Source organism: Actinomyces ruminicola (assembly GCF_900103885.1).
Classification (GTDB): Bacteria; Actinomycetota; Actinomycetes; order Actinomycetales; family Actinomycetaceae; genus Actinomyces; species Actinomyces ruminicola.
In genome coordinates, this window is sequence record NZ_FNIM01000001.1 from 45,791 (window position 1) to 69,620 (window position 23,830).

Here is a 23,830-nt window from a genome sequence, read left to right on the forward strand (position 1 = left end):
ATCCGCAGTCAGTCGGAGCCCTCGATACGCGCCGCGTCAACCAGGTCCTGCGCCACCGCGCCGGAGCCGTCCTCCGGCCCCGACGGGCCCGGCTGGTCCTGCGTGTCGGGGGCAATCACCCCCTCGTCCTGGAGGTAGTACCACCACAGCGGCGCCGCCCAGGCGCGCGGTTGCCCTAGCGCGGCGGCGGTCAGGTGCCGGGCGACCGCCGCCCGGCCGGCCTCGACGTCGTCGGGCGAGCCGAACCACCACGGCCCGTCGTCCAGGTCGTCCGCCCCGTATCCGAGCTCGGTCAGCGCCGTGCGCTTGTCGCCCGCCACCCGTCCCAGAGCGTCCAGGACGCGCCGGGCGCCGGAGCCCAGCGGGTGCCACTGCGGGTAGACGGACAGCCCGACGACGTCGACCAGGTCCAGCAATTCCTCCCCCAGGTTGGTGGCGGCCCAGGAGATGACGGACTCCGCGGCCGTGCCCTGTCCGAGCTGGTAGTACAGGGTGAGCACCCGGGTGGCCGCCGCGGTGGCCGGGTCCGCCGCCAGGGCGCGGGCGGCCGCGAGTGTCCGCGCGACGGCGCCGGGGCCGGTCCACTCCCCCGCCAGCTCGTTGCCGACCTCCCAGGCGTCGGCCTCGGGGAAGGCGTGGAGCAGCGCCCTCAGCCGCCGGTCCCAGCTCTCCTCATCCAAGTCGGCCAGGGCCTGGGAGTCGCAGACCTGCACCATGACCCGGGCGCCCGCCTCGTGCAGCTCGGTGACGCACCGCCGCCACCCGTTCATCTCATCGGCGTCGTCGGTGTCCTCGACGACGATCCGCACCAGCACCGACCGTCCCGCCTCGTCCAGGGGCGCGATGACCTGCGCGGCGCGCCCCTTTGGGGGGGCGGCGGTGAAGGTGACTCCGAGCATGGCGTCGGCGGGGCCGAGCCGGGCGGCGGCCTGATCCAGGGCGAGCTGCGCCGTCGTCGCCGCCTCGAGAGCGGCCTCGGCGAGGGTGGCTCGCTCGGTGGGCGTCGTCGCCGCAGCGCAGGCGGCCAGGGCCTGCGCGGTCCGGGTTCGCAACGCCTCCAGCGCCGCCGTCTGGTCCCCGTCGTCGGCGAGAACCGGGGCGCCCGCCTGGGCCTCGTGCAGGCCTTCAGCGGCCAGCTCGGCCAGGGCGTAGCGGCCGGGGCCGGGCAGATCCACCAACAGCGCGGAGTAGCCGTGACTGGTCGGCCAGGACAGGTTCAGGCAAGCGATGCGCCCTGCGGGCAGCTGGACAGCGGCGCTGGCCTCGACGTGCCTTTGCAGGGGCGCCAGCTCGATGAGTTCAAGCGTTTCGGCGTCGAGCAGGGCGTCGTCGCGAGCGTCCTCGCCGATCCCGTTGGTCTGCACCTCCAGCACGCCGTCCAGGTCCAGCAGCTCACCGTCGGTCCCGGCGACGTCAAGCAGCACCAGGCCGCCCGCGCCTCCTGTGGAGGCGGTTGGCGCCGCGGGGTCTCGGGGCACGGCCAGTCGCCGCACGAGCGCCAGGACCGCCGCAACAAGGGCGGCTGCGACTCCTATGAACAGGCCGATGACGCGGCGCCGGCTCAGCGGTGGCCGCCGCGCCGGCTCCCGGGAACCGTCGGTGTCTCGGTTCCCGGGGCCGGCGCGGGCGCCATCATCTCCGGCAGTCATCTGCGGTCCGTGTCATCTCAGCTCGGTGGCGGGTACGAAGGTATAGCCCTCCGCGCGGACGCCCTCGACGATCTCCTGCAAGAGCGAGACGTCGTAGTAGGGGTGGAAGAAGAAGCTGGCTGTGGCGTGGGTGTTCACCAGGTTCGCGTGCGCCGCGGCCACGATGTCCGCGGGCAGGCGCGGCGGGTGCTGGTTGTAGGACTCCAGTTCCACATTGCCCAGGTTCTCCGGCAGCACATGGCTGCCGTAGGGGTCATTGACGGCGTAGGGGAAGAACTGACCGAAGTAGTCGAAGCTTCCGCCGGTTCCGCCGGTCAGCAGGCCCGCGTGCAGGAGCTCGCGCTCGTAGCGCACCTGATAGACCTGGTTAATGCCGTTGTAGGCGGCGGCCGTGGCCGCGTAGTGGGGCGTTTCGAATACCGTCGGCTCGGGTAGACCGACCTGGGTGAAGACGGCTCGGCCCTCCAGCACCCGCTGGGCGGCCCAGGCGGTGCCGGTGCCGGACAGGTCGCCGCCGATCTGCACCCAGGAGTCGTTGGCACAGGTAACCGCCGGCGCGGTGTTGTCGTTCAAGTCTGTGCACCAGGAGCGGATGAACTCGAAGTCGTCCGTGCTCACCGCGTTGTAGGGATTGCTCAAGTCGGAGAACTGGTGGCGGGTGCCGTGCTGGATCAGGGTGCCGCCATTGGCGACGGCGTAGGCGAGCACTTCAACCAGTTCCGGATTGTCCACCAGGGTGAGGGTTTCGGGGACCGAGTCGTTGTAGACCCCGCCCGGGTCGGTGTACACGGGCACGACGGCGATCTGGAACGGGACCCCCGCCCCGACCAGGTAGTCGACGATGGTGCGCAGTTCCGTGCCCGTGGTAGCGGGGCTGACGTCCTCGATCCGCACGGCCGCCTGCCGGATGGTGGCGGCCTCGGGCTGGAGGATGTCGAGCACGATGTCTGCGGCGGCCAGGTAGCGGTCCCGCTCCGAGAGGTAGGACAGGGGGATCTCGCCGATGTAGGTGAGGTTTCCGGACTTCACGGCCCAGGGGAAGGAGCTGCCGGTCGACTGCGCAATGGACGCGCAGTCGGTGGCCGTGCCCGCCGCGTCGGAGCAGTTGGCGGTCCCCAGCACCGTGACCTGCTCCGGGCTGGTGATCCGGGGGGCGAGGATACCGCCGGTGTTGAGGGCGTTGCGGGTCAGGTCCTGCCCGTTGTAGGTGACGCTGGTGACCGTGTCGGTGGAGTCGATGTACGAACCGGCCGCGTCCCAGCCATACCGGGTGGTGAAGGTGGCGCGGTCCTGGGTGTCGGCCGCCAGCTGCCAGATGTTGAAGCCGGACCACAGCACCGGCACGTCGCCGGTGAGGACGTCCTCGATGAAGGCCCGGGGCAACGGCTCGTCATAGGTGGATCCGGAGTAGATGACTGCGGTGAAGGAGCCGGCCAGGCCCGCGACATAGTCGGCCACCGGCATGGCCGTCACCGTGCCCGAGTGAGAGGCCAGCATGCCCATGCCCAAAGCGTAGTACTCGCCGAGATGGGCGTAGGGGCCGGTCGAGTCGAACAGGACGAGGGTACGGGCCGGGCCGGCCTGCTCAGTGGAGAAGGTGCGGGCCGAGGCCGGCAGGGCGGCATTGGCCGGCAGGTCGCGCACCTCGGCGTCCGCGTCGGCGGCCTCGACCGGTTGGGCCAACTCCGCCTCGTCGACCACGCCTGCGGCAACCAGCGGCAGCTGCTGCTCGGCGGCGGCCGCGGGCTCCGGCGGCGCCTCGACCGCCGCTTCCTCAGTGATGTCGACCGGGGTCACGGCCGGTTCGGTCTCCACCGCGACGGCGGTCACGGCGGGTCCGGTGGTGGCGGGCACCAGGAGAGCGGCCGCCAGCATCAGGCCGAAGGCGGCGCCGCGGCGCCGATTCAGGGATCGGGGAAGCATTCAGTTCTCCTCGGTGATGGAAGTGGCTCTTTCAGGGGTGAAGTCCGGCACCCGCTCGCCAACACCGGTCAACGCTGCCATGGCGGCGGTGATGCGGGAGCACGCCCGCCCATCACCGTACGGGTTGGCCGCATTCGCCATGCGGGCGTGGGCATCGGCGTCGTCCAGCAGGGTGCCGACGGCCTGGACAATCGTCTCCTCATCGGTGCCGACGAGTCGGGCCACCCCGAAGCCGACGGCCTCCGGACGCTCGGTGTTCTCCCGCATCACCAGGACCGGCTTGGACAGGGCCGGCGCCTCCTCCTGCACCCCACCGGAATCGGTGAGCACCAGGTGGGCGCGGTTCATGAGTGTGCAGAACTGCCCGTACTCCAGCGGCTCGGTGATGACCACGTTGTCCAAGCCCTCGATATGCGGCAGGATCGCCGCCCGCACCTTGGGGTTGCGGTGGGCGGGCAGCACCACGAGGTCGTCGGGGTGCGCGCGCGCCACGCGGGCGACTGCACGACCAATCGCCTGCATCGGCCGCCCCCACGACTCACGGCGGTGCGCGGTCACCAGCACCACTCGTCGACGGCTATCGGCCGTGGCCTCGGCCAGGGCGGGATCGGTGAAGGGCACCGGCCTGGCCACGGCCTCCAGCAATGCGTCGATGACGGTGTTGCCGGTGACTACGACGTCTGCGGCATCAGTGTTCTCCCGCAGCAGGTTGTCGCGGGCCAGCGCGGTAGGGCACAGGTGCAGGGAGGCGACCTGCGTCAGCAGCCGCCGGTTGGCCTCCTCGGGGTACGGGGAGGCGATGGAGCCGGTGCGCAGCCCGGCCTCCACGTGCGCCACCGGCACCTGGTGGTAGAAGCCCGCCAGGCCGGCGGCGAATGCGGAGGTGGTGTCACCCTGGACCGCCAGCAGGTCGGGGCCGAGCTGCTCAATGGCGCGCTCCACCCCCTCCAGTGTCCCCACGGTTACCTGCGTCAGGCTCTGGCCGGGGCTGTGGATGTCGAGATCCATGTCCGGGGTGATGCCGAAGAAGTCATTGACCTGGTCGAGCATTTCGCGATGCTGGCCGGTGACGACGACTACCGGCTCGAAACGCTCGTCGTGCTGCAGGGCGCGCACCAGTGGGGCCATCTTGATGGCCTCGGGCCTGGTTCCGTACACCAGCATCACGCGTGGGCGGGCGCCCGCCGCGGTGGTGGCCAAGGTGTTTTGCATGTGTCTCCTCAGGGGTTTCAGGGTTATGGACGAGACTGGCCTTGTGAATGAGATATCTGCTCAGGGCTCGGACGGCGTTATCGTCACGTCGACTTCGGCGTCCTCGGTGTAGGCGGCTGCGGCACCGGATCGGTAGGGGGAATCGGTGTCGGTCACGGAAACCAGATGCTCGCCCTCCACCGTGATGGTGGCAGTCATTCTGCCCTTCGCGGTGGTGTCGATGCTGATGGCCACGTGATGCTCCTGGCCGACGGGGAAGCGTGGAGTGTTGCCGGAGGCCAGGAACTGCTGCTTGCCGGGATAGGCGGGATTCTGTTTGGACACCTCCCAGCCGTTGGGCTTGAGTACGAGCGCATAGAAATGGTCGTTGTCCTGATAGCTCCATATCAGCCAGGCGACCTCCCACGGATTGGGGGCACCGCCCCGCCGAAGCTGCCTGCGGGTGAGCATGGTCGCGTCGAAGGCCGTGACCCGTCCCGGGGCGACGCTGACCTCGCGTGAGGCGGCCAGCCCCGCGTGGGTCTCGTCCGCCGCGGTCGCGGGAGCCGGACTGAGGCTCACCGTCTTGCCGCGGCACGACGCCGAGCCGTACCCGTCGAATACCAGCCCCCAGGCCGTGCAGTTCATGTCCTCACCTCTGACGAGCCCGGCGGCCATCAAGGTCGCTGCCAGAACAATTACCAATACCGCGGCGGACAGCTTGCTCGGGCGCCGTCGACGGGGCCTTCCAGCGGTTCCGGTCATGGTTGCGCCTCCTGAGCGATCACTTCGGGAACGGAACCGTGTTCCGCCTCGCGGGCTGTCTTGGCCCAGCCGGACCTGCCCAGGAACTCACGCGCCAGCGCTCGCCAGCCGAAGACTCCTGCGAGCAGTCCATAGAGCACGAAGAGGTGGCACCACGCCGCGCAGCGCACGGGCCCCGCGCCCTCGTCAGGCTCATACAGCCAATACACCAGGGCATACAGGTATGACGGCCCGAAGGCCAGCAGATACGTGCCGGGCACCCACGACCACTGCTGCGGCACACCGCGAATCACATTGATGACGCACAGCGCCAGCATCAGCAGGAACGAGATGACCAGTAGGGAGCCGGCCAGCAGCAGGTAGGGGCTCAGAACCTGCCACAGGGTGTCGGCACGGGCGCGGCCCCTTAGGCGCCGGGCGATGAAGCCCAGCAGGCTCCGGGCCTGCAGATTGCCCTGGAACCAGCGGGTGCGCTGGCGAATCAGCCGCCGCAGGGAGGTCACGCCCTCCTGATGCACTGCGGCGTCGCCCCTGAACTCGTTGACCCATCCGGTGCCGTTGAGCCGGATTCCCAGGTCGAAGTCCTCCGTCAGGGATCGTGTCCAGGGGCTCCTCCCCAGCGCGTTCAGCGCAGCCAGCCGCACGAACTGGGCGTTTCCGCCCATGCCGACGCTCCGCATGCGGCGGCGCCCCTGCTGGAAGATCGAGGTGAAGGTGACAAACTCGATGTCCTGCATCCGGGCCAGCAGCGAGGCGCGGCGGTTGGAGATGCGCACGCCGAGCTGGACGGCGCCCACGGTCTGGTCGCGGAAGGCGCCGCGCACCACCTCCCAGGCGGTCGGGTCGAGGTGTCCGTCGGCGTCGACGACGCCGACGATGACGTACTCGGGATCGATATCCCGGTAACGCTCACGAATGATCTCCACGGCGTGGTTCAGCGCCTCGCCCTTTCCCTGCCGGGCGTTGGGCGGATCGCGTCGCAACAGCGCCACGCGCGGGTCGGCGATGGCGCTCACGATCTCGCTCGTCGTGTCATCCGACCCGTCGTCAATCACCAGGACGTGCAGCGCCGGATTGGGGTCCTCCAGCAGACGGGCCACCGACGGCCCGATCACCGCGGCCTCGTTGAGGCAGGGCATCAGCACCACGATCTGCAGTGGCTTCCCCACGGGATGCTGTAACGGCCGTGGTGATCGATCCCCTTGCCCGGCGCGCTTGCGCCTGCCGGTCAGGATGTGGGCAGCACAGGCCAGCACCAGCATGTAGGTCAGTGCCACGGCCACCATGGCGACGGCCCCGAGCATGCCAACCGTATCCAGGCCCGCCAGGAGGTCTGCGCCGCCGAAGCTCCAAACGTACTGCGTCGCGATCATGCCGCTCCCGCTTCCGACGACGGCTGGTCGGTGGGCAGCAGCGCCACGGTCCTGCGCGGCGACGTCGCCCCCGCCTCCTCACAGTCGGCGCGACGTCTGCGGCGCACACTCCAGGCGCCATAGACGTTGAGCACGACGAAGACCAGGGCGATCAGAAGGAATCCGAAGCCCGCCAAGTCGAGCAGCACGCGGGCGAGGATCTGCAATCCTCCAGGGAACCCGCCGGAATCCGGGTAGCCGACACCGGGCGCAAACAGTAAACAGGGCATGCCAACTCATCAGGGACAGGGGATCAGGGGGCAGCACACAAGGAATGTCAGGGGCGACCTTGTGCGCCTGCCATTTCAGGCTAGCACGGATCAGCCGGGAATACCGTCGTGAACGCCTGCCAATACCGCAGATGTGCGGCATCTCCTATTCGCCAGTCTCCCCGTTGAATGAGACAACCTGGATTCATGCAAGCGATGTCTGAATTAGCGCCCGCCAATTCAGCGCCCTCAATTCCGCATCGCTATTTCAGCACCGCCGGGCTCGGGCCGCCTCGCCGTGGGCGGGCAGGTTCTCGGACTCGGCCAGCGCCGTCAGCGGAGCGGTCATGGCCCCCAGCGCACCGGCGTCGTAGTCGATCACCTGGACCGGCTTCAGGTAGGCCATGACGTTCAGCCCGGCGGCGAAGCGCGCGGTGCCGCCGGTGGGCAGCACGTGGTTGGAGCCGGCCAGGTAGTCGCCCAGCGGCACCGGGGAGTACGGGCCCACAAAGATGGCGCCGGCATTGTGGATGCGGCGGGCGACGGCGGCCGCGTCGCTGGTCTGGATCTCCAGGTGCTCAGCGGCATAGGCATCGGCGACCTCCACGGCCTGGTCCAGATCCCGCACCAGCACGATCGCGGACTGAGCACCGGTCAGGGCGGTGCGGGCGCGCTCGCGGTGGCGGGTCGCGTCCAGACGGCGGGCCAGCGCGGCATCAACGGCGTCCGCCAGCCGGGGGGAGTCGGTGATCAGGACGGAGCCGGCGTTGGGGTCGTGCTCGGCCTGCGAGAGCAGGTCGGCGGCGACGTACTCGGGGTCGGCGCCCGAGTCCGCGACGACGGCGATCTCGGTGGGGCCGGCCTCGGCATCGATGCCGACGGTTCCGCGCACGGCCCGCTTGGCGGCGGCCACGTACACGTTACCGGGCCCGGCGACGACGTCCACCGGCTCGCACAGGGTGCGCCCGTCGCCGCCCGCGGCCAGGGAGTCGGCGCGGTCGACGTCGTCGGCGGCGTCGGCTCCGTAGGCGAACAGGGCGATGGCCTGGGCGCCTCCGGCCGCGTAGACCTCGGTGATGCCCAGCAGTGCGCAGGCGGCCAGCACGGTGGGGTGCGGCAGGCCGTCGAAGTCGGGCTGCGGCGGGGAGGCCAGGGCGATCTGCTCCACGCCCGCCACCTGGGCGGCGACGGCGTTCATCACCACCGAGCTGGGGTAGACGGCCAGGCCTCCGGGAGCGTACAGGCCCACGCGGCGCACGGGAATCCAGCGCTGAAGCACGTGGCCGCCGGGGATGATCTCGGTGTCGCGCTCGGTGGGCAGCTGAGCGGCGTGCCCGGCGCGGTTGTGGGCGATGGACAGCTCCAGCGCCTCGCGGACCGCCGGGTCCAGGCCCTCCAGGGCCTCCTGCAGGGCCGCCGCGGGCACGCGCAGGTGGGTAGGGCGCACGTGGTCGAAGCGCTCGGCGGCATCGCGCAGGGCGGCGGCTCCGCGTTCGCGCACGTCGGCGATGGTGCCGGAGACGGCCTCCAGGGCGGCGGCGACGTCCTGGTCGGCGCGCGGCAGGGCCGCGGCCAGTTCCCGGGGCGTCAGGTTGGAGTCGCGCAGGTCGATGCGGTTGAGGAGCATGGGGGGGAGCCTACCGGTTCCGGTAGCGGCGAGTGCGCTCGTCCTCGATGACCCCCGACCAGCTCAGGCCGTAGCCGAAGGCATAGGCGTGGCCGACGGCGTCGGTGTAGGCCGGGTAGTCGAAGGGCAGGTCCTCGCAGTGCGTCTCTACGGCGTCCATGGAGGCCGGCAGGGTGATCGGCAGCAGGCCGCTGGGCTCGAATACTCCAGCCAGCAGCTCCCACACGGCCTGCTGCTGCACGCCGAAGTCGACGACGATCGCGTCGGCGTAGGGCTCCAGCTCGGCCAGCACCGCCGGGTTGTGCATGCGCACCACCACGATGACGGGCCGGGTCCCCAGCAGTTCCCGGGCGGCGAGGACCGCGTCCAGGTCGGTCTCGTTGGCGGCCCGGTTGGTCTTGCCGCGGTAGGCACGGTCGCCGGTCTCGCGGAAGTCTCCGGCGGCCAGCGAGCGGGCGCGGGCAGAGGTGGCCGTGTAGGGCCGGTACTGGAGGGTGAGCGGCAGGTAGCCGTTGCCTCCGGCCTCGCGGTCCGCCGTCGAGTAGGGGTCGGACAGCGGGCTCTCGATGAAGACGACGGCGGCATCGGCCTCCTGCGGGTTGTCGGCGCGCGCCCAGGGGCAGGCGGCGGCGTCGAAGGGGTCGATGTCGCGGGCGGGCTCTCCCCCGCGCATGAAGCCCGGCTGGGCGTCCACATGCCGGGTGGGCACCCACACACGGCGCACGCCGGGGCCGAGCGGCAGCACGGAGGCATCGTCGAGAGTCTCGTCGGAGCCGACTGCGGCGCGCTGGTTCTTGAGCAGGACCAGGCTGTCGCGCTGGGCGGCACGGGCGGCGGCCGTGAAGGCGTCACAGCCGACGACGGCGGTGGAGGCGGCCGGATCGAGATAGGGGTTCTCGAACAGTCCGGCGCGGAAGAAGACCCGTAGCAGGCGCGCGGCGGAGGCCTCGAAGCGGGCGCGGGCCGCGGTCTCGCCGTCCCGTTCGACGAGGCGGCGATATGCCTCAATGATGGGGGCGGCCTGGCTGTTGCCGCCGAACTGGTCAATGCCGTTGTCGATGGCCAGCCGGTGGCGGTCGGCGACGTCCAGGTCCTCCACGCCGTAGCAGCGCTGGCCGAAGTGGTCGATCTCCGGGTCGGGGTCGGCGGTGATGCCCCAGTCGGTGCACACCACGCCGTCGAAGCCGTAGCGCTCGCGCAGCATGCCCTGGACGATGGTGCGCTGGTAGGCGTTGGCGCGCGGCGTCTGCGCTCCGCCGTTGACGACCTGCCCGTCGGGGGTGCGGTAGTGCCAGGAGATCGTGTAGTAGGGCATGACGGCGCCGGCGGTTCCGGTTGGACCATCGAGGTGGAAGGCGGCCTCGGTGAAGGCGCGCAGGTGCTCGGCCTCGTTGCCGCCGGGGTAGACGGCGAACTTGCCGAAGCCGTAGTGGGCGTCGCGGCCGCCCTCGCCGGTGCCGCCGCCGGGCCAGTGCTTGACCATGGTGGCCACCGAGGCGCTGCCCCAGCCGGGGTCGGCGATGCAGGCGGCGGCCGGGGGCAGGTCGGCGTCGGCCCGGGTGGCGGTCAGGCCGAAGGCCGCCCCCTCGCCGCCACCGGGGGTGGTCTGCATGCCGTCGCAGTAGGCGCGCGTGTAGTCGGTGACCAGGCCGGAGTGCGGGCCCCAGGTGTCCTGCAGCCGCATCCAGCGCGGGTCGGTGGCGATGTCGATCTGGGGACCGAGCGCCGTGGTGATACCCAGGGCGCGGTACTCGCGGGAGATGATCGCGGCGTACTGCCGCACGCGCTCGGGGTCGAACAGGGCCGCCATGCCCAGGCCCTCCGGCCAGCGGGAGACGTCGGCGGCGGAGGTGGCGAACTCGGCCCCGGAGGCCTCGGCGGCGCCGTTGCGCGGGTCGGTGGAGATGCCCACGGGCACGCCCAGCGGCTGCGACTCCGCCAGCGCCTGCATGCCGTTGTTCCAGCGGGCGGCCGTGCCCGCGTCCTGGAGGGTGAAGGCGAGGATGTGGCGGACGTGGTCGGCGGTGAGCATGGTGCGCTGCTGGTCGGTCAGCGCCCAGGCGGGCACGGCCGCCTCCAGGTAGGAGCGGCCCCCGTAGGTGCCGGCGAAGGGACCGGCTCCGGGATTGGGGACGGGCTGGTGCGGCGAGTAGAGCATGAGTCCGGCGATGGCCTCCAGGCTCAGGCGCGAGGCGAGGTCGGCGGCACGCTGCGCGGCGGGCAGCCGCCAGTCCTCGTACGGCAGCAGCTTCCCGGTGCGGGCCAGGTCCTTGAACAGGTGGCCGTCGACCTCGATCACCGGCGCCGAGGTGACCCCCAGGGTGGGGCCGTCGGGCTGGGGGTGGAGCGTGACGGCGGGTTCCGCGTCATCGGGAGCGGTGAGCGGGGCAGGGCGGGATTCGGGGTCGGTGGACACGAGGGCTCCTTCGCAAGACGACGCAGCGGCCACCACCAAGCATCGCACGGTCCGGCGCACCACTCCAGGCTCTATGGGCAGGGGGTCACCTGCTGGCAGTCCAGCACCTTCTGCTTCTACTCGCCACTGTTCGTGGCCGCCGGCCTGGGGGCGACGGCACTGGGCAACCGGTCACGGCGCAGCGCTGCGCTGCCTCAGGCCGCCGCCCAGTGGCGCGAGGGGCAGATGACCAGGCGCCTGGTAACTGACCACCGCATTCTCATGCGCCGCCTCAAGGAACTGTTGCACCGCACCGGGCTGGAGCCGTTGCGGAGCTCGACAGGCATTATCGCTGCGGCATGAGACCTGGTGAACCGTCGAATTGGGCACTGATTCAGGGAACTCCCTGCTCACCGAGCCAGTCCGCCACCCGCCGCCGCTCAATTCGCCCCATCGCGACTGAGACCACGAGGTCGTAGGCTTCGTCATCCTCACCATCCAGCGCAAATCCGTTGAGACCGAGGAAGACGACCAGACAAAGCCATCCAAGACGTTTATTCCCATCCACGAGGGCGTGGTTGCGCACCACTGACTCTAGAAGCACGGCTGCTTTAGCCGCCAGGCTCGAGTACGCGTCGTGCCCGTAAAGGGGCTGTTGTCGGCCGCTGGGCCGCGGCGGCCAGCATCCCCAGATCCCGCACGTTCGGCACACCGAGGTCTGAGGCGAGTGCGAGCAGATCCTCCAAGTCAAGGAAACGTGCGATCAATCTCCGAGCCTCCGGAGCAGGCCGGCGTAACGGGCGCGAGCCTGTTCAGACAGCTCGGCGACCCGGTCCTGGTGCAAATGACGCTCGGCCGTCTCCACAATGGCGCGCGCTGCCGCCTCCTGCTTGGAAGCATTCTGGGACGCGGCCAGCTCGGTGAGAAGACGGTCCCGGCTCTTATTCAGCCGCAAAGTCATTGCCACGAGGGGGTGATACCACTCTGGCGGCAAAGACATAGCGCCTTCCGAGGCCAAGGCCACCGATCCTCGGTCCACTCAGCCGCCGCCCGACACGCCCCGCCGGTCGATAACGTGTATAGGACCTTGTAGGCCGCTGTCCCGCAGGGCGGCGTCGAGCTCGGCCACCAGGGCCTCCAGGCTGGTCAGGCCGGCCGCCACCTCCGTGTGCTCGATCTGCAGCGCAGCGACTCCCCCGATCTCCGGCACCGGTTCTATGACGAAGCGCTCCCCCGCCACCTCCTGCAGCAGCTCCAAGTCCTGCGCGGGACCATAGACGACCGTCTGCGCGGACGGAGGCGACTCGGGGGTGTCACTGAACAGCGGATCGTGCAGCACCAGCTCCACGAACACCGTGCCGTCCTCCGCTGCGGGATGAATCTCCCCGAGCCTATGCAGCCGGCCGCAGCCCTCGGCGCCCATGCGGGCGGGCGGCCCCGCGCCCGCGTAGGCGAAGGCGCGCACTCCACCCCGATTGAATGCGTCCGCAAGGGCCCCGATACGCGGGTCGGTCAGACCGCCGGAATCGTTCCAGAGCAGCCAGTCGGCCTCGGGCAGGAGGCGCTCGAGGGGATATCCGAGCCGCCTCCCCGCGCTCTGCACCTGCGGCGTCGCCACAAGCGGGAACACGCGCACGAAAGCCGTATGCGGGCCGGCGCGCGTGACCAGCACGGTGGGGAGCACCAGCCCGGCGTCGATCAGCCAGGGCACCGCCGCCGTCGACCGGGGTGGCTGCCGACCGCCGGGGGATGCCCCGGCACGGCGGTCGGCCGCAGATGCGCCGGGCGAGCGGGAGTCATTCATGTGCGGACCGTATGCGCGAGGTCGGACATGAATCGGATGCGCTTACGCGCCGGCACCGAGAGCGGCGGTCCCGCATGGTTGGGACTGGGCCCGCACCACGGCCGCGCGACTGCGCCCGGCTCGAGCCGAGCGCCCGGCCGCCAGCTATGCAGTGAACGTTCACATTCGGTGGTCGCGGGCTCTATCATGACTGTCAAAGCCAACCGCTCGGTGCGAGGACGCACCCGGCGGCGAAGCCAGAAACCACCGCGCGAAGCGGACGAGCAACGGAGCAGCACATGACCCCAGCCACCGCAGACATCGACCCGACCCGTGCCGCCCTCGGCGTCGAGTTCGGCTCCACTCGCATCAAGGCGGTGCTGATCGACGCGACCGGGACCGTACTGGCTGACGGCGGTCACACCTGGGACAACGAGCTGGTCGACGGGGTGTGGACCTACTCGATGGACGCCGTCGTCACCGGACTGCGGGCCGCCTATGCCGACCTGGCACACCGTTATCGGGAGCGCTATGGCGCCCCGCTCACCGAAGTCGGGGCAATCGGGATCTCCGGGATGATGCACGGATACCTCCCCCTGGACGCAAAAGGGGAGCTGCTGGTGCCCTTCCGGACCTGGCGCAACACCTTCACCCAGGACTCCTCCCACACCCTGTCGGAGTTGTTCGGGCTGAACATCCCGCAGCGGTGGTCGATCTCGCACCTGCACCACGCCATCACCCACGGCGAGGGGCACGTGACCCGCATCGCCCGCCTCACCACGCTGGCCGGCTACGTCCACTACCGGCTCACCGGAAGGCACGTGCTGGGTGTGGGCGAGGCCTCCGGCGTGTTCCCCATCGGCCCGGACGGGCGCTCCTTCGACGCCGACATGCTAGCCGCCTTCGACCGCCTGGTGGAGATGCCGTGGCGACTGTCCGACATCCTGCCGGAGGTGGCGGTGGCCGGGCAGGAGGCCGGCCAGTTGACCCCCGAGGGCGCGTACCTGCTGGACCCCACCGGCACGCTCCGGCCCGGGGCGCGGCTGTGCCCGCCGGAGGGCGACGCCGGCACCGGCATGGTGGCTACCAACTCCGTGCGTCCCCGCACGGGCAACGTGTCAGCGGGCACCAGCGCCTTCGCCATGATCGTGCTGGACCATCCCCTGCGCAGCCTGGTGGAGCAGATCGACCTGGTGGCCACCCCGTCCGGCGCTCCGGTGGCCATGGCGCACTCCAACAATTGCACCTCGGACTTGAACGCCTGGGTGGAGGTCTTCTCCCAATTCGCCGAAGCAATCGGTCATCCCGTCCAGCGTGGCCCGCTGTTCGACGTCCTCCTGGGCGCCGCCGCCGAGGGCGATTTGGACGACTCGGGGGTGCTGTCCTACAACTACCTTTCTGGCGAACACCTGGTGGGGCTGGCCGAGGGGCGGCCGCTGGTTGTCCGCCGTCCAGAGGGAGTGCTGTCGCTGGCGGGGCTGATGCGTGCGCACCTGTTCGCCGCTTTCGCCTCGATGGCATACGGGGTGAAGATCCTCAAGCAGAGCGAGGATGTTCCGATCGACTCGATGTTCGCCCACGGCGGCATCTTCAAGACTCCCGAGATCCCCCAGCGCGTACTGGCGGCGGCCTTCGATACCCCGGTGTCCGTGGGGCAGGCGGCCACCGAGGGCGGTGCCTGGGGCATGGCCCTGCTGTCCGGCTACCTCCTGTGGAGCGAGGGCCTGCCCCTGGAGGACTACCTGGACGAGCGCATCTTCGCCGACCTGGCAGTCACTACCATCGCCCCCACCCCCGCGGAGGTCGCCGAGTACGCCCGCTACCTGGACCGTTTCATTGCCGCGCTGCCGGTGGAGAGGGCCGCCGCCGAGGCTTTCTGAGACTCACTGCGCGAAGCCGCAGTCGGAGTAGTCCTCACGCCCGTCTTGTCTGGGCCCAGTACTCCCAGCAGGCACTGCGCTCAGGGCCGGCCCAGGCGTCGTCGTCGGTACCGACCTCGCCCTTGGCCTGGTTGATCACCAGAGCCGGCAGCATCGGCTCCCCGCGCTCGGTGCAGTCGTGCCCGAGCAGATGCAGCAGCGGACCCATGTGCCGCGGCAGGACGGCCCCGCGAATCGCCTCGCTGAGCTCGCCGTAGGTGATGACCTCGCCGTGCGCGGCGACATCGATGAGCACCGCGCGCGAGCGCGCCACCGCCTCGGCCAGGCGCGGTGTCAGCGTGTGCATGCGCTCCCCCACCGGATACCGCTGCCCCACGGTCAGCGCGAGTTCTCCGTCCCGGGACGGTCCGGGTTCTGGCGATGCTCCGCTCATGGCTGCCGACACCCGTCCATCCTGCCAGACTCAGGCTCAGGCAGGCGGCGGCACGCACAAGTCCGCGCAGCACCACCGACGCCTGCAAAGATAGGGACATGGCCACCTCCACGTTCCCCTCCGTCACAGTCTCCGGCGAGATCAAGCTCGGGCAGTTCCTCAAGCTCGCCGGCCTCGTCGAGGACGGTGCCGAGGCCCGTATAGCCATTCAGTCCGGCGATGTCACGGTCAACGGTGAGGTTGAGACCAGGCGGGGGCACCGCCTGGCCGACGGGGACGTCGTCGTGGTGGACCTGCCGACGGGCGCGGCCGGCGCCGTGGTGACCGCATCCTGAGCACCTGGACTCGGCGACTCGAACAAGCCGCGTGCCTCACCCGACAGCGCCGAGTCCCTGTGGTGCGAGCTTTTGTGCCCTGGTGTACGGGTATTCGCCGTACACCAGGGCACAAAAGCTCGCAGTGGGCGGTGCCCGAGGCGGGCGCTGACACGGCCGCCCACGTCACCCGCGTCCACAGGGAGTACTCGCGACACCCTCCCGCGCATCCCATCAACAGCGCCCGGCATCCATACCCCGCTGCCGCCGCACGCTTGTCCCATGCAGTACTACCCGATGCCCCCGCCACTGCCGCCCATGACGTTCACCTCGGAGCGCACGCGCCGCTCCCTACGCGGCAGGGACGACCTGATCGCAGTCGATCGGGGCGCATACGTGCAGCCGCCGGACTCGGCCGCCCCACTGTGGTCGCAGCAGCAGTACGTGACGCTGGCCCGGTGCGAAGCCGTGCTGCACGCCCACCGCTCGGCCATCAGCCTCACCCACGAGGCCGCCGCGGCCGTCCAGGGCCTCGCCGTCCCCAGCGCCGAGCCCGATATCCGCGTCGCGGTGACACACAATCACTCGCGCTCACGCAGGCTCCTGCCCCAGCAGACATATGCTCAGGGCACGCGCAGGCACTCGGGTCGGCGCGTGGCTGCCGTACGCTCCACAACCGCGCCGGCCCCGAGCGACGTCCATGTGGTCGGCGGCCTACGGGTGACCACGCCGTTGCGCACCGCCATGGACTGCGCCTTCGACCTGCCGGCCCTGGATGCGATCGTGGTGGTCGACTCCGCCCTGCGCGCCGTCTGTCGGCCCGACCGATTCACCGGTCATTACGGCGGCGGTCTTTCGGCTGACACCGCAATCGACACGCTGAAAACAATGATTGAGAGGCAGGGACCGCGCGCGGGGAAGCAAAGAGCACGCGCCGTCGCAGCCATCGCCGATCCCCGGGCGGAGTCTCCCGGTGAGAGCGTGCTGCGCGGGGTGGTCCACGCCGTCGGCCTGCCCGCCCCGGAGGTTCAGGAGCGCTGGGCCGACGACGGCGAAATGACCGAGTACTTCCTAGACCTGGCCTGGCCCGAGTATCGCCTCGCGCTTGAGTTCGACGGCTACGGCAAGTACCGCAGTGCCGAAGATCTTCGCAATGAGAAGCATCGTGAGATGCGGCTGCGCAACACCGGCGGCTGGCGGGTGCACCGCGTCGAGTGGGGCGATCTGCGCGATCGTGAGGCCCTGGGGCGACGGCTGGTCGACTTGTTCCCGCCCTGCGTGGCACGGCTGACACGACGCCGAAAGGACCTGTGGCTGTAAGCCGCCGAGTGCACCGAGACACCTCATCGCTGACACACGCGAAACCCGTCTGGTACGAGCTTTTGTGCCCTGGTGTACGGGTATTCGCCGTACACCAGGGCACAAAAGCTCGCAGTGGGGCACAAAGGGTCGCAGCAGGCGTCAGCGCTTGAGACAGCCGGGGCCCAGCAGGGCCTTGATGTCGGAGTAGAAGGCCGCAGATGCCTCAACGCGCAGGGAGTTGTCAAGCTGGGTGCGCACCTCGCGCCCCGGGCTCGTCAGCGTCAGCCGCACGGTGGACATGCCCGGATGCTTCTCCAGCACGGTCTTGAACTGCTCCACCAGCGGGCCGGTGCAGCGGTTCGTGGGCAGGGTGATGGTGACCGCCTCATGCGTGGCGCTGGAGACGTCCGGCACCGTCATCTCCTGCACGTACAGGGCGACCTGGCCGTCGCGGCGGTTCAGGCGCCCGCGCAGGGTCACGACCGTGTCCGGGGCCAGCATGGTGGATACCGTCTGGTAGGTGGAGGGGAAGAACAGCGCCTCAATGCTTCCGCCCAGGTCCTCGATCTGGGCTATCGCCCACAGGTTGCCCTGCTTGGTGGTCTTGCGGGTCAACGAGGTGATCAGGCCGGCGATGGTGACCATGGCGCCGTCGGGCCGGTCGTCGTCCTCAATGAGGTCGGAGATCTCGGTGTCCGCCAGCTTGGCCAGGGCACTCTCCAGGCCCAGCAGCGGGTGGTCGGAGACGTACAGGCCGAGCATGTCGCGCTCGTAGGCGAGCTTCTCCTTCTTGTCCCACTCGGGCAGGTCGGGGACCTCCGAGGAGAAGACCGGGCCGGAGCCGAAGCCGGCATCGGCCTCGCCGGCGGCGTCCCCCATGATGGAGGCGAACAGGTCGAACTGGCCGGCGGCCTCGTTGCGCTTGACACCGATGATCTCGTCCACGAAGTCCTCGTGGCAGGCCTGCAGCGCCCGCCGCGACTTGCCGAGCGTGTCGAAGGCGCCGGCCTTGATCAGGGAGTCGATGGTGCGCTTGTTGCACACGACCGCGGGGACCTTGTCGAGGAAGTCCTCGAAACTGGTGAAGTCGCCCTTCTGCTCGCGGGCCTTCACGATGGCGTCCACGACGTTGGCGCCGACGTTGCGGATGGCGCCCAGGCCGAAGCGGACGTCGTCGCCGACGGCGGAGAACTGGGCCCGGGAGGCGTTGACGTCCGGCGGCAGCACCTTGATGCCCATATGGCGGCACTCGCCCAAGTACACGCCCAGCTTGTCCTTGTTGTCCTTCTGCGAGGTCAGCAGGGCCGCCATGTACTCGGTGGGATAGTGGGCCTTCAGGTAGGCGGTCCAGTAGGAGACCACGCCGTAGGCGGCGGAGTGCGCCTTGTTGAAGGCGTACTTGGCGAAGGGCACCACCACGTCCCACAGGGCCTTGACGGACTCCTTGGAGAAGCCCCGCTCGACCATGCCCGCCTCGAACTCGACGAACATCTTCTCCAGGATGTCCATCTTCTTCTTGCCCATCGCCTTGCGCAGCGCGTCGGCCTTGCCCATGGTGAAGCCCGCCAGGTCGGTGGCGATCTTCATGACCTGCTCCTGGTAGACGATCAGACCGTAGGTCGTCCCCAGGATCGGCTCCAGGGCCTCCTTGAGCTCGGGGTGAATGGGGATGATCTCCTGGAGGCCGTTCTTGCGCAGGGCGTAGTTGGTGTGCGACTCGGCCCCCATGGGGCCGGGCCGGTACAGGGCGCCGACGGCGGAGATGTCCTCGAAGTTGTCCGGCTTCATCAGGCGCAGCAGGGTGCGCATGCCGCCGCCATCCAGCTGGAAGACGCCCAGGGTCTCGCCACGGGCCAGCAGCTCGTAGGTGGCCCGATCGTCCAGTTCGATGTGGTCGATGTCGAGCGGCTCCTTGCCGTTGGCGACGATGTTGTCCAGGGCGTCGGAGATCACCGTGAGGTTGCGCAGGCCCAGGAAGTCCATCTTGAGCAGGCCCAGGTGTTCGCAGGTCGGGTAGTCGAACTGGGTGATGAAGGCGCCGTCCTGCAGCCGCTGCATCATGGGGATGATGTCGGTCAGGGTGTGGCTGGACATGATGACGGCGCAGGCGTGCACGCCCCACTGGCGGGTCATGCCCTCCAGGCCGCTGGCCAGCTCGACGATCTTCTGCGCGTCCGGGTCCTCGGCGTGCAGGTCGCGGAACTGCTGCGCCTCCCCGTAGCGCGGGTCCTCGGGATTGAACATGCCCTTGATGGTGATGTCCTTGCCCATGATGGCCGGGGGCATGGCCTTGGTCAGGCGGTCGCCGACCGCGTAGGGGTAGCCCATCACCCGGGAGGAGTCCTTGAGCGACTGCTTGGCCTTGATGACGCCGTAAGTCACCACCTGGCTTACGCGGTCGGACCCGTACTTCTGCTTGACGTACTCGATGACCTCGTCGCGCCGACGCTCGTCGAAGTCGACGTCTATATCCGGCATGGAGATGCGCTCGGGATTGAGGAAGCGCTCGAAGATCAGGCCGTGGTTGAGCGGGTTGAGCTCGGTGATGCCCATGGCGTAGGCCACCATGGAGCCGGCGCCGGAACCGCGGCCGGGGCCGACGCGGATGCCCTGCCGCTTGGCCCAGTTGATGTAGTCGGCCACTACCAGGAAGTAGCCGGGGAAGCCCATCTGGACGATGACGCCGATCTCGTACTCGGCCTGCTTGCGGCACTCCTCCGGGATGTCGCCGTGGAAGCGGCGGTCCATTCCCTTCCAGCACTCGCTTATGAACCAGGACTCCATGGTCTCCCCCTCGGGCACGGGGAAGACCGGCATGAAGGAGGCGCCGTCGTCGACGGTCTGGAAACTGACATTGCACTGCTCGGCCACCAGCAGTGTGTTGTCGCAGGCCTCCGGCATCTCCTTGAACAGGGCGCGCATCTCCCGGCCGGGGCGCAGGTAGTAGGTGTCGCCGTCGAACTTGAAGCGGTCGGGGTCGGAGAGCACGGAACCGGAGTTGATGCACAGCATCGCGTCCTGGATGGTGCGGTCCTCCGGACGCACGTAGTGGGAGTCGTTGGTGGCCAGCAGGGGGGCGTTGATGGTCTTGGCCAGGCGCAGCAGGTCCTTGGTGACGCGGCGCTCGATCTCCAGCCCATGGTCCATGAGCTCGACGTAGAAGTAGTCCTTGCCGAAGATGTCCTGCAGCTCGCCGGCGGCGCGCAGGGCCTCGTCCCACTGGCCCAGGCGCAGGCGGGTCTGTACCTCGCTGGAGGGGCACCCGGTGGAGGAGATCAGGCCCTTGGAGTAGCGGGAGATGAGCTCTCGGTCCATGCGGGGCGCCTTGCCCCACTGCCCCTCCAGGGAGGCGAAGGAGTCCAGGCGCATGAGGTTGTGCAGGCCCTCGTCGTTGTGGGACAGCAGGGTCATGTGCGTGTAGGAGCCGCGGGCGGAGACGTCGTCGGAGCGCTGCGACTCGTCCCCCCAGAACACGCGGGTCTTGTCGAAGCGGGAGGTGCCCGGGGTCAGATAGGCCTCCACCCCGATGATGGGCTTGATGCCGGCCTTCTTGGCGGCCGCGTAGAACTCGTAGGCGCCGAACATGTAGCCGTGGTCGGTGATGGCCAGGGCGCGCTGCCCCAGCCGCTTGGCCTCGGCCACGTAGTCCTTGATCTTGCCGGCGCCATCGAGCATGGAGTAGTCGGTGTGCACGTGCAGGTGGACGAAGTCGTCGTAGGGCTCCTTGCCGTCGGTCTGCTCGCCTGCCGCCTGCACCGCGTTCGCCTCTGCCATGTGCCTCATCCTAGGGGCACGCACAGGGTGCGGGCCATGTCCTGGTGCCAGATGCCGGCGTCCAGGTAGCGCTCCCCGGTGAGCGCCCGGTAGCCGCAGCGCCGGTAGAAGCCCATGGCCTGTTCCTGCGCCGAGAGCACCACGGTGATAGTGGCAGGGGGCTCGACGGATGCCGCCGCGGTACTGGTTTGGGACTCGCCGTGGGCCGCCGCCGATCCGACCGCGGCGGCGTGTTCCAGCGCGGCCCGTTCGACGGCGGTCACCATCCGCGCCCCAAGCCCGGTGCCGCGGGCCGCTCGCCTGACGGCCAGGCGTCCCAGATGCACCCGGTCGGGATGGTCGGGGTCGAGGAGTAGCCGAGCGGCGGCGAGCGGGACGCCGTCGGCTCCGGAGGCGAGCACGTGGATGGTGGTCGCCTCGAAGTCACGGGCATCGACCTCCAGCGCGAGGGGGACGTCCTGCTCGGCGACGAATACCTCCAGGCGCACGTCTACCAGTCCGCGCCGCAGCGCGTCCAGGGCGGGATCGGCATCGTCGCCCCGGGCGGTCGCGAAGTGAACCGGCTCGACGACGGCGCGCAACGGCTCGATGCACAGCGGCGGGCGGACGGTCGGGCTGGGCACGTCGGGCACGATTCACCTCCGGGGCGCGCGGTACGAGTACGGCCAGCGTAGCTCCCCTCCCGGACGACCGCTTCTACCGATCTCGGCACGTAACTTCTACCGATCTCGGCGAATTCAGGGCAGGCGCAGGACCTCCAGGGCGTGGGCCAGGTCGTCCGGGTAGTCGCTGTGGAAGGTCAGCCGCCGACCGGTGATGGGGTGGGCGATGGTCAGCTCGGTGGCGTGCAGCCACTGGCGCTTCAACCCGGTCTGTGCGGTCAGGGCGGGGTCGGCGCCGTAAGTGGAGTCTCCCACACAGGGGTGGCCGACGGCCGCCATGTGCACGCGGATCTGGTGGGTGCGCCCGGTCTCCAGGTGGATCTCTACCAGGCTGGCGCGGGGCATGGCCTCGATGACGTCATAGTGGGTGATGGACTCGCGTCCGCCGTCCACGATCGCCATCTTCCACTCCCGCCCGGGGTGCCGACCGATCGGGGCGTCGATTGTGCCCGAGGACGGATCCAGGTGGCCCTGCACCAGGGCGTGGTAGACCTTGTCCACGGCGTGCTCCCGGAAGGCACGCTTGAGAACGGAGTATGCCTGCTCCCCCTTGGCGACGATCATGACGCCGGAGGTGCCCACGTCCAGCCGCGAGACGATGCCCTGGCGCTCGGCGGCTCCGGAGGTGGCCACGCGCACCTGCATGGCCCGCAGGGCCCCGAGCACGTCCGGCCCCTCCCAGCCGACGGAGGGGTGGGCCGCAACGCCGGCCGGCTTGTCGACGACGACGATGTCAGCGTCTTCGTACAGGATCCCCAGGCCGTGGACCGGCGTGGGCTCCGGCTGCTCGGGGCGGGGGTCGGGCAAGTCGGCCTCGATCATCGCGCCCGTCTCCAGGCGGTAGGACTTGTCCGCCGGGGCGCCGTCGATCCGGATCCTGCCCGCGGCGCACAGGGCCTCCACCTTCGAGCGGGACAGACCGGTCATGCGGGCCAGGGCGGCATCGACGCGCTGGCCCACCAGCCCGTCCGGAACCGGCAGCAGGCGCAGGCTCATGCCTCGGTCTCCGCGTGGCGGCCACGGCCGTCACCCGCACGCGTACCGTCGAGCTCCCGGCCGCGCAGGGACAGCACCATGATGACGGCGGCGGCCCCCACAATCGCGATATCGGCTATGTTCCCCACGAACCAGCCCCCGTAGTCGATGAAGTCGACGACGTGCCCGCGCAGCACACCGGGGGCCCGCGCGAGCCTGTCGATGAGATTGCCCACCGCACCGCCCAGCACCAGGCCGAGAGCAACCGCCCACCACAGCGAGCCAAGCCGCCGCGACGCCCGGATCACCACCGCGGTCACGATGCCGGCGATGAGGGCGAATATCCATGTCTGACCGGTGGCGAAGGAGAAGGCGGCGCCGGGGTTGCGCACCAGCACCAGGGTCAGCCAGTCGCCCAGCAGCCGTACGCGGTGCCCGTCGGACAGGACCGCAACCGCCCAAGCCTTGGTCAGTTGGTCGAGCCCCACCACCGCCAGGGCCAGCATCCACAGCACCGCGAGGTAGCGCCGGGGACGTCGACCGGACTCGCCCGTCGCAGCGACGGCGTGCTCTCCGGCCAGGTCAGGCCGGATCGGCGTTACGGATTCGGTGGGGTCGCTCATGGTCCTTCACGGGTTGGTGCGGATGTACACGGATTCCGGGCACGGGAGGCCAAGACACACGGGTCGGGGGCGGCGCCCAGGCAGGTGCGCCGCCCCCGACCGGCGGATGTCCGATGGCGTCAGCGGCGGCGCCAAGAATCGCGCCGGGCTGCGCCGGTTGACCGTTACAGGCTCGGGGTCGCCGCCTCGTTGCCGTCCTCGACCGTGCTGAGCAGGTTCTGCAGGTAGCTCTTGAGGCGGGTGCGGTAGTCGGACTCGAAGCGACGCAGCTCGTCGATCTTGTGCTCCAGGCCGGAGCGCTCCTTCTCGAGCTGAGCCAGGGTGCGGTTGCGCTGGTCCTCGGCCTCGCGGACAACCTGCTCACCGGTTGCGCGGGCCTCGGCGATGATGCGCTCGCCCTCGGCCTTGCCGTTGGCAACGTGCTCGTCGTGCAGGCGCTGGGCCAGCTCGAGCATGCCGGAGGCGGCCGCAGGCCCCTGGGACTCGTCCGGGACCGCAGCGGGGGCCTGCTCAACGACGGGCTCCACCACGGTGGTCTCCTGCGCGGCGACGGGAGCAGCCTGCGCGCCCTCACCCAGCTCCGCCACACGGGCGTTGGCGGCCTCGAGCTTGGCCTTCAGGTCGGCATTCTCAGCCTCGAGCTGGCGCATGGCCTCGACGACCTCGTCAAGGAACTCGTCGACCTCGTCCTGCTCGTATCCCTCGCGGAACTTGGTTGCCTGGAACTTCTTATTGAGGACGTCGTCTGCAGTCAGCAGCGTCATAGTCGTCACCTCGGTGTCGTTACGGAAGATGCCACGAGCACCGGAGAACCGGCGACTCATGCGGGCAGGATACCTGAACTCGAGGTTCAGGCCATATTCAGAGGGGCATGTCACGCCCGTGGCGTCACACCAACGTTACGCGGATGCCC

The 23,830-nt window shown here is 69.7% G+C and carries 21 protein-coding genes; 4 read left to right on the forward strand and 17 right to left on the reverse strand.

What is annotated here, in order from left to right; all coding sequences use genetic code 11:
* Positions 1 to 8: 8 nt before the first annotated feature.
* The 8 genes from BLR49_RS00230 to BLR49_RS00265 form a co-directional block, all read right to left on the reverse strand.
* Positions 9 to 1,649: a hypothetical protein gene (locus tag BLR49_RS00230; RefSeq protein ID WP_092531706.1), complete on the reverse strand. Its 1,641-nt coding sequence runs from the start codon at positions 1,647 to 1,649 to the stop codon at positions 9 to 11.
* 12 nt (positions 1,650 to 1,661) lie between these two features.
* Positions 1,662 to 3,572 (reverse strand): DUF2334 domain-containing protein, encoded by a 1,911-nt coding sequence (locus tag BLR49_RS00235; RefSeq protein WP_092531709.1) that lies wholly within the window; start codon positions 3,570 to 3,572, stop codon positions 1,662 to 1,664.
* Positions 3,573 to 4,784, reverse strand: a complete 1,212-nt coding sequence (wecB, locus tag BLR49_RS00240; RefSeq protein WP_245690247.1) for a non-hydrolyzing UDP-N-acetylglucosamine 2-epimerase — start codon at positions 4,782 to 4,784, stop codon at positions 3,573 to 3,575. It abuts the gene before it with no gap.
* A 60-nt stretch (positions 4,785 to 4,844) separates the two neighbouring features.
* A complete protein-coding gene (locus tag BLR49_RS00245) occupies positions 4,845 to 5,411 on the reverse strand; it encodes a hypothetical protein (RefSeq protein WP_245690248.1) in 567 nt (188 codons plus the stop codon).
* Between the two features lie 113 nt (positions 5,412 to 5,524).
* Positions 5,525 to 6,901, reverse strand: a complete 1,377-nt coding sequence (locus BLR49_RS00250) for a glycosyltransferase family 2 protein (protein WP_176765714.1) — start codon at positions 6,899 to 6,901, stop codon at positions 5,525 to 5,527.
* Entirely contained in the window at positions 6,898 to 7,170 is a 273-nt protein-coding gene (locus BLR49_RS00255) for a hypothetical protein (RefSeq protein WP_092531715.1), read from the reverse strand. The genes BLR49_RS00250 and BLR49_RS00255 overlap by 4 nt, the downstream gene beginning before the upstream one ends.
* Before the next feature lie 247 nt (positions 7,171 to 7,417).
* The gene (hisD, locus tag BLR49_RS00260; protein ID WP_092531718.1) at positions 7,418 to 8,776 is read right to left on the reverse strand and encodes a histidinol dehydrogenase; all 1,359 of its coding nucleotides are present in this window, start codon (positions 8,774 to 8,776) and stop codon (positions 7,418 to 7,420) included.
* A 10-nt stretch (positions 8,777 to 8,786) separates the two neighbouring features.
* Complete coding sequence (locus tag BLR49_RS00265) at positions 8,787 to 11,192, reverse strand: glycoside hydrolase family 3 N-terminal domain-containing protein (RefSeq protein WP_245690249.1); 2,406 nt, start codon at positions 11,190 to 11,192, stop codon at positions 8,787 to 8,789.
* Between the two features lie 132 nt (positions 11,193 to 11,324).
* On the opposite strand from BLR49_RS00265, the gene BLR49_RS12925 reads away from it, so the two are divergent.
* The gene (locus BLR49_RS12925; protein ID WP_143013659.1) at positions 11,325 to 11,534 is read left to right on the forward strand and encodes a hypothetical protein; all 210 of its coding nucleotides are present in this window, start codon (positions 11,325 to 11,327) and stop codon (positions 11,532 to 11,534) included.
* 31 nt (positions 11,535 to 11,565) lie between these two features.
* Here BLR49_RS12925 and BLR49_RS13910 read toward each other — a convergent pair whose 3' ends face one another.
* The 3 genes from BLR49_RS13910 to BLR49_RS00285 all read right to left on the reverse strand — a co-directional run bounded on the left by BLR49_RS13910 (position 11,566) and on the right by BLR49_RS00285 (position 12,975).
* Positions 11,566 to 11,883 (reverse strand): type II toxin-antitoxin system death-on-curing family toxin, encoded by a 318-nt coding sequence (locus BLR49_RS13910; protein WP_342706621.1) that lies wholly within the window; start codon positions 11,881 to 11,883, stop codon positions 11,566 to 11,568.
* A gap of 51 nt (positions 11,884 to 11,934) precedes the next feature.
* A complete protein-coding gene (locus tag BLR49_RS00280) occupies positions 11,935 to 12,138 on the reverse strand; it encodes a CopG family transcriptional regulator (RefSeq protein ID WP_092533228.1) in 204 nt (67 codons plus the stop codon).
* 72 nt (positions 12,139 to 12,210) lie between these two features.
* Positions 12,211 to 12,975 (reverse strand): hypothetical protein, encoded by a 765-nt coding sequence (locus tag BLR49_RS00285; RefSeq protein ID WP_143013660.1) that lies wholly within the window; start codon positions 12,973 to 12,975, stop codon positions 12,211 to 12,213.
* Positions 12,976 to 13,253: 278 nt separating this feature from the next.
* On the opposite strand from BLR49_RS00285, the gene BLR49_RS00290 reads away from it, so the two are divergent.
* A complete protein-coding gene (locus tag BLR49_RS00290) occupies positions 13,254 to 14,834 on the forward strand; it encodes a xylulokinase (protein WP_092531727.1) in 1,581 nt (526 codons plus the stop codon).
* 34 nt (positions 14,835 to 14,868) lie between these two features.
* Here BLR49_RS00290 and BLR49_RS00295 read toward each other — a convergent pair whose 3' ends face one another.
* Positions 14,869 to 15,267: a hypothetical protein gene (locus BLR49_RS00295; protein WP_092533231.1), complete on the reverse strand. Its 399-nt coding sequence runs from the start codon at positions 15,265 to 15,267 to the stop codon at positions 14,869 to 14,871.
* Positions 15,268 to 15,365: 98 nt separating this feature from the next.
* Between BLR49_RS00295 and BLR49_RS00300 the strand changes: the two genes are divergently transcribed.
* Both BLR49_RS00300 and BLR49_RS00305 read left to right on the forward strand, forming a co-directional pair.
* Positions 15,366 to 15,602: an RNA-binding S4 domain-containing protein gene (locus tag BLR49_RS00300; protein WP_092531730.1), complete on the forward strand. Its 237-nt coding sequence runs from the start codon at positions 15,366 to 15,368 to the stop codon at positions 15,600 to 15,602.
* 261 nt (positions 15,603 to 15,863) lie between these two features.
* Entirely contained in the window at positions 15,864 to 16,901 is a 1,038-nt protein-coding gene (locus BLR49_RS00305; protein WP_092531733.1) for a hypothetical protein, read from the forward strand.
* A gap of 141 nt (positions 16,902 to 17,042) precedes the next feature.
* Here BLR49_RS00305 and dnaE read toward each other — a convergent pair whose 3' ends face one another.
* The 5 genes from dnaE to BLR49_RS00330 form a co-directional block, all read right to left on the reverse strand.
* Positions 17,043 to 20,657: a DNA polymerase III subunit alpha gene (gene dnaE, locus BLR49_RS00310; protein ID WP_092531736.1), complete on the reverse strand. Its 3,615-nt coding sequence runs from the start codon at positions 20,655 to 20,657 to the stop codon at positions 17,043 to 17,045.
* A 5-nt stretch (positions 20,658 to 20,662) separates the two neighbouring features.
* Complete coding sequence (locus tag BLR49_RS00315; RefSeq protein WP_245690253.1) at positions 20,663 to 21,280, reverse strand: GNAT family N-acetyltransferase; 618 nt, start codon at positions 21,278 to 21,280, stop codon at positions 20,663 to 20,665.
* A gap of 114 nt (positions 21,281 to 21,394) precedes the next feature.
* Positions 21,395 to 22,315, reverse strand: coding sequence for an RluA family pseudouridine synthase (locus tag BLR49_RS00320; protein ID WP_092531742.1), 921 nt, complete (start codon positions 22,313 to 22,315; stop codon positions 21,395 to 21,397).
* The gene (gene lspA / locus BLR49_RS00325) at positions 22,312 to 22,917 is read right to left on the reverse strand and encodes a signal peptidase II (RefSeq protein ID WP_092531745.1); all 606 of its coding nucleotides are present in this window, start codon (positions 22,915 to 22,917) and stop codon (positions 22,312 to 22,314) included. The genes BLR49_RS00320 and lspA overlap by 4 nt, the downstream gene beginning before the upstream one ends.
* A 164-nt stretch (positions 22,918 to 23,081) precedes the next feature.
* Entirely contained in the window at positions 23,082 to 23,681 is a 600-nt protein-coding gene (locus tag BLR49_RS00330; RefSeq protein ID WP_176765753.1) for a DivIVA domain-containing protein, read from the reverse strand.
* Between the last annotated feature and the right edge of the window lie 149 nt (positions 23,682 to 23,830).